Genomic DNA, 5,534 nt, shown 5'->3' on the forward strand with positions numbered 1-5,534 from the left:
ATTTTGGCCGAGTTGGCTCAGTACGCGCGGGCGACGTTCGCCGACATCGGCGAGCGGGTGCGACTCTCGGCGCCGGCGGTCAAGCGGCGCGTCGACCGGATGCTCGACAGCGGAGTGATCCGCGGATTCACCACCGTCATCGATCGCAACGCGGTGGGGTGGCGGACCGAGGCCTATGTGCAGGTCTTCTGCCACGGTCGAATCTCGCCGGACGAATTGCGTCGCGCCTGGCTCGACATCCCCGAAGTCGTCAGCGCCGCAACGGTTACCGGCGCTGCGGACGCCCTCCTGCGAGTGCTGGCGCGCGACATGACGCATCTCGAGGACGCGCTGGAGCGGATTCGCACCAGTGCCGCCGTCGACCGCAGCGAGAGTATCGTCGTGCTGTCGAACCTGATCGACCGGTCGCACGCGCAGGGGTGAGCAATTCCTCGGCCACCACAATCGTGTAAGAACTCTCCAATGACCACGAATCCTGGCGACAACGGCATCCTGATCGTCGGCGGCGGACTTGCCGCGACCCGGACCGCCGAGCAGTTGCGTCGGGCCGAATACGCCGGTCCGATCACCATCGTCAGCGATGAGGTGCACCTGCCCTATGACCGCCCCCCGCTGTCCAAAGAGGTGTTGCGCAGCGAGGTCGACGACGTGACGCTCAAGCCGCGCGAGTTCTACGACGAGCAGAACATCACTGTGCGGTTGGGTGCGGCTGCCGCCGGCATCGACACCGGTGCGCAGACCGTGACGCTCGAAGACGGATCGGTACTGGGTTACGACCAACTCGTTATTGCGACAGGCCTGGTGCCACGGCGCATTCCGGCGTTTCCCGACCTGGCGGGCATCCGGGTACTGCGCTCGTTCGACGAGAGCCTGGCGTTGCGCCGGCACGCCTCGCAGGCGCAACGCGCCGTGGTGGTCGGTGCCGGATTCATCGGCTGCGAGGTGGCGGCCAGTCTGCGTCGACTCGGAGTCGATGTCGTGCTGGTCGAGCCGCAGCCCGCGCCCCTGGCCGGGGTTCTCGGCGAGCAGATCGGCCTCCTGGTGGCCCGGCTGCACCGTGCGGAAGGGGTCGACGTGCGGACCGGTGTCGGCGTGGCCGACGTGCGTGGTGACACGCACGTCACCTCGGTGCTGTTGACCGACGGCACCGAGGTGAATGCCGACCTGGTCGTGGTGGGCATCGGGTCGCGGCCGGCGACCGATTGGCTCGACGGCAGCGGCATCGAGGTCGACAACGGCGTCATCTGCGACTCCGTCGGCCGGACCAGCGCACCGAATGTCTGGGCGCTCGGCGACGTGGCGTCATGGCGTGACCCGAAGGGACACCAAGTGCGCGTAGAACATTGGAGCAATGTCGCCGACCAAGCCCGCGCTGTTGTGCCCGCCATGCTCGGCATGGATGCGCGGGTAGGGGTGGTGGTCCCGTACTTCTGGAGCGATCAGTACGACGTCAAGATCCAGTGCCTGGGTGAACCCGTCGCCACCGACACCGTGCACATCGTCGAGGACGACGGCCGCAAGTTTCTCGCCTACTACGAGCGCGACGGCGCGGTGGCCGGCGTGGTGGGCGGCGGAATGCCTGGCAAGGTCATGAAGGCGCGAGCTAAAATCGCTGCTGCTGTGCCGATTTCGGAAATACTCGGGTAACCGACACCGCCGAACGTCGACTTGTCGTGGTTAAAATCCTTGATTTCCACAACAAGTCGACGTTCACGCGCGGATAGCCGTTGGAACGGCGAACCAGGGTAGGCGCGGTCGAGGCGGCGGTGATGCCGATCGGCGGCAGATCCTTACTTGCGGGCAGCGTCCGTCGCCGCGAGAAAATTTATCTCGGCCGCCGCTATTTCCAGATGACTGGCGGGCCGTGTGGTGAGCACGCCGCCAGTAGCCGGTAATCCCCGCCGGGCCAGCAGCGGGCGCGCACCACGAATTCGACGTCAGACTCGCGGGTCCGGCGATGCGGTTCCAGTGTCAGGTGCGCGAACGCTGACGTGGGTGTGGCTCGCGCTCCGATCTTGTCGACGGTGGCCTCGATCGTGGACTGTTCTGGCAGCGAAAGGTATTGCCACATAATCGAATGCCATAGTACGGTCAGCGTGCCGTCGGCGAGGCCAAGCCCGGCCACGGCTTGGGTGGCGTTGCGGCGATGCAACGTCGCCGGCACCACACGGGCGACGCTTATTGCGCCGCGCAGCCGATCCAGTCGGACCTGCTGATCAGGCCAGACATAGCTGAGCAGGGTCAACTCGCCCGCCGCGTCGGTGGCATCCAGCGGCGCGATGTCGTAACCGTGTCGCTCGGCGATGATCAAATCCGCCGGGGGAGGCAGATCGCCGCGCCAGGCGTCGTCGATCGTCACCGGTGAATCGGCCGGGCCCCACTCGCCGCCCGGATAACGGTAGCGGTAGTAGTCGGCGCGCAGGTTCAGCCCGGCGCTGCAGCCGATCTCGAAAAGCCTTACCGGCAGCCCGAATCGCTCGGTCAGCGTCAGTAGACCGCCGAGCAGCGCGGCGGACCGGCCGACCTCGTTGGTCTGCGGTGGCTGGTCGAGGGCGGCCCGCAGATAGTCGGCGTAATCGGAAGCGGCTTGCCGAATATCGGGCCACGCTTGCTGCACGTTCCACGTTCCGCCGGCACTGGGATACCAGCGTCGCAGCGCAGGCGCGCGTCCATCGAGAGCCAGCCGATGCAGTCCGCCCAGCAGTCGCAGCGGCAAAGCCAAACGGCCAGAATCATTTTCGTGGCCGGCAAAGATCCGGGCGAACACGCCGTCGGCCTCGGCGTCGCGGCCGATCATGGGTAGCAGGTCGCCATACATCGCCGAACCCATGGCTGCGCAGACCTGTCCTTGCAACTCGATAGCCCGCAGCAGTCGGCTCATGGCTCTAAATCCTTCAGCCCGGCGCGCACAACGTCAAAGGCATCGCCCAAAGCTTGCGGTAAAGAGACCGATTCGTCATCCAGCCAATGCTCGTAGGCGCTCAACGCCACGCCGAGCATCATCCAGGCGACCGTCTGCGGCCGCAGAGCGCTGGTCTCGACGCCGATCCGGTCTGCCACGAATGCTGCGATCACCTCGCGCCATCCCGCATACATGGTCATCGAATACGCCTGCAGTTCAGCCGTTTTCAGGATAACCCGCATACGCTGCCGGTGCCGCACGGTCTCGGACTCGCCGAACGTGTTGAACGACAGCAGGGCGGCTCGCAGTGCATCGCCGAGTGGCATGCCCGGATCGACGTCGCCCAGCAGTTTGCCCAGGTGTTGCAGATGAGCGTCGAAATCGCCCCATGGAATTGCGTTCTTCGACGCGTAATAACGGAACACGCTGCGCCGGGCGATGCCGGCGGCCTGCGCGATCTCGTCGACGCTCACCTCGGCGAATCCGCGCTCGGCGAAAAGCCCGATCGCGACGGCCGAAATGTGTTCGGGCGTGGTGGACCGCCGGCGGCCGACCCGTGGCTGCGGTTGCGCCATCGACCCCCACCCTTCCATTCCGGCACTCGATGCCATATTCTGACTGAGATTCTGACCACATCGACGCGACTTGTCGAGCGCTATCCGAACGAAAGGCAACGTCATGGAGCAGCAGCAAAAGGCCGATAGCGGCACCGGAACCGCTTCGTCGGCGACCTCGAGCTCGGAGCTCGTCACCGAGACACTGGTCGAAGAGGTGTCCATCGACGGGATGTGCGGGGTCTACTGATCGTGAGCGCCCCCGTCAAGGGGTGCACCGAGTTCGATCCCGATCATGCATGGCGCCTGCACCCGCAGGTCGCTGTGCGTCCCGAAAATTTCGGTGCGCTGTTGTATCACTTCGGAACTCGCAAACTCTCGTTCCTGAAGAACCGCACCATCCTTGAGGTGGTGCAATCCCTGGCTGATCACCCCGACGTCCGGGCGGCCCTGCGGGCGGCCGGTGTCGAGGGCCCGGAGCAGGACCCTTACCTGCATGCGCTCGCCGTGCTGGCCGGCTCGAACATGCTGGTGCCCACCATGGTGGTACCCGCCAAAGAGGAGACAGCGTGACATCGACAGTGCCGCGGCTCATCGAACAGTTCGAACGCGGGCTGGACGCGCCGATCTGCCTGACCTGGGAGCTGACCTACGCGTGCAACCTGGCGTGCGTGCACTGCCTGTCGTCGTCGGGCAGACGAGACCCGCGCGAGCTCTCGACGCGCCAGTGCAAAGACATCATCGACGAGTTGGAACGCATGCAGGTGTTCTACGTCAATATCGGCGGCGGGGAACCGACTGTGCGGCCGGACTTTTGGGAACTGGTCGACTACGCGACCGCACACCACGTCGGCGTGAAGTTCTCCACCAACGGGGTGCGGATCACCCCCGAGGTGGCTGCCCGACTGGCGGCCAGTGACTACGTCGACGTCCAGATCTCGCTGGACGGCGCCACCGCCGAGGTGAACGACGCCGTCCGCGGTGCCGGATCCTTCGCGATGGCGATTCGCGCGTGCGAGAACCTCGCCGCGGCCGGCTTCAAAGACGCCAAGATCTCGGTCGTGGTGACCCGACACAACGTCGATCAGCTCGACGAATTCGCCTCACTGGCAACTAGATACGGCGCTACGTTACGCATCACCCGGCTGCGTCCGTCCGGCCGCGGTGCCGATGTCTGGGACGACCTGCATCCGACCGCCGCGCAGCAGGTGCAGTTGTACGACTGGTTGGTGGCCAAAGGCGAGCGAGTGCTCACCGGTGACTCCTTCTTCCATCTGTCCGGGTTGGGGGAACCCGGTGCGCTGTCGGGGTTGAACATGTGTGGCGCCGGACGGGTGGTGTGCCTGATCGACCCGATCGGCGACGTCTACGCCTGCCCGTTCGCCATCCACGACCGCTTCCTGGCGGGAAATGTGTTGTCCAACGGGGGTTTTGACAAAGTCTGGAAGGACGCCCCGCTGTTCAAGGAGCTGCGCGAGCCGCAGTCGGCGGGCGCCTGCACAAGCTGCGGGCACTATGACAGCTGCCGCGGCGGCTGCATGGCGGCCAAGTTCTTCACCGGCCTACCACTCGACGGCCCCGACCCGGAATGCGTTCAGGGCTACGGCGGGCCGGCGCTGGCACAAGAGCGCGACAAGCCGCGTCCCGCCGGGGACCACTCCCACAGCGGCCGACGCAAGAGCGGGCCGGTGCCGCTGACGCTGACAGTGCCCCCTCGGACGCCCCCGGCAAAACTCTGCAACGAGAGCCCGGTCTAGCCGTGGCTCGTGACGTCTGGTTCGAGACCGTCGCCATCGCGCAGCAACGCGCGAAGAAACGGCTGCCCAAGTCGTCCTATTCCGCGTTGGTGTCCGCCAGTGAAAAAGGACTGACGGTCTTCGACAATGTCGAGGCCTTCGGCGAGCTTGGCTTCGCGCCGCACGTGGTGGGCGCGCTGGGAAACCGCGATCTCGCGACAACCGTTATGGGGCAGGATATTTCCCTTCCGGTGATTATCTCGCCGACGGGCGTGCAGGCCGTTGACCCGGATGGCGAGATTGCCGTGGCCCGGGCCGCAGCAGCGCGGGGGACGGCGATGG

At 65.8% G+C, this 5,534-nt stretch carries 8 protein-coding genes; 6 read left to right on the forward strand and 2 right to left on the reverse strand.

Going from position 1 to position 5,534, the window contains the following annotated elements; all coding sequences use genetic code 11:
* Positions 1 to 423: Rv2324 family transcriptional regulator (locus tag AC2VOG_RS16700; protein WP_486940976.1), on the forward strand; the 423-nt coding region annotated here is incomplete at its 5' end.
* Between the two features lie 39 nt (positions 424 to 462).
* Positions 463 to 1,647 (forward strand): NAD(P)/FAD-dependent oxidoreductase, encoded by a 1,185-nt coding sequence (locus AC2VOG_RS16705; RefSeq protein ID WP_486940977.1) that lies wholly within the window; start codon positions 463 to 465, stop codon positions 1,645 to 1,647.
* A 193-nt stretch (positions 1,648 to 1,840) separates the two neighbouring features.
* Here the strand turns inward: AC2VOG_RS16705 and AC2VOG_RS16710 are convergent, their stop codons facing one another.
* Both AC2VOG_RS16710 and mftR read right to left on the reverse strand, forming a co-directional pair.
* Positions 1,841 to 2,881: a DUF2332 domain-containing protein gene (locus tag AC2VOG_RS16710; RefSeq protein WP_486940978.1), complete on the reverse strand. Its 1,041-nt coding sequence runs from the start codon at positions 2,879 to 2,881 to the stop codon at positions 1,841 to 1,843.
* The gene (mftR, locus tag AC2VOG_RS16715; RefSeq protein WP_486940983.1) at positions 2,878 to 3,495 is read right to left on the reverse strand and encodes a mycofactocin system transcriptional regulator; all 618 of its coding nucleotides are present in this window, start codon (positions 3,493 to 3,495) and stop codon (positions 2,878 to 2,880) included. Before mftR ends, AC2VOG_RS16710 begins: the two co-directional genes overlap by 4 nt.
* An 85-nt stretch (positions 3,496 to 3,580) precedes the next feature.
* On the opposite strand from mftR, the gene mftA reads away from it, so the two are divergent.
* From mftA to AC2VOG_RS16735, 4 genes are all read left to right on the forward strand, one after another.
* Entirely contained in the window at positions 3,581 to 3,706 is a 126-nt protein-coding gene (gene mftA, locus AC2VOG_RS16720; RefSeq protein WP_486940979.1) for a mycofactocin precursor MftA, read from the forward strand.
* Positions 3,691 to 4,029, forward strand: a complete 339-nt coding sequence (mftB, locus tag AC2VOG_RS16725; RefSeq protein WP_486940980.1) for a mycofactocin biosynthesis chaperone MftB — start codon at positions 3,691 to 3,693, stop codon at positions 4,027 to 4,029. The genes mftA and mftB overlap by 16 nt, the downstream gene beginning before the upstream one ends.
* A complete protein-coding gene (gene mftC / locus AC2VOG_RS16730) occupies positions 4,026 to 5,213 on the forward strand; it encodes a mycofactocin radical SAM maturase (protein ID WP_486940981.1) in 1,188 nt (395 codons plus the stop codon). Before mftB ends, mftC begins: the two co-directional genes overlap by 4 nt.
* Before the next feature lie 2 nt (positions 5,214 to 5,215).
* The coding region (locus AC2VOG_RS16735) for an alpha-hydroxy-acid oxidizing protein (RefSeq protein ID WP_486940982.1) at positions 5,216 to 5,534 on the forward strand (319 nt) is incomplete at its 3' end.

The organism is Mycobacterium sp. TH-M11, assembly GCF_057473725.1.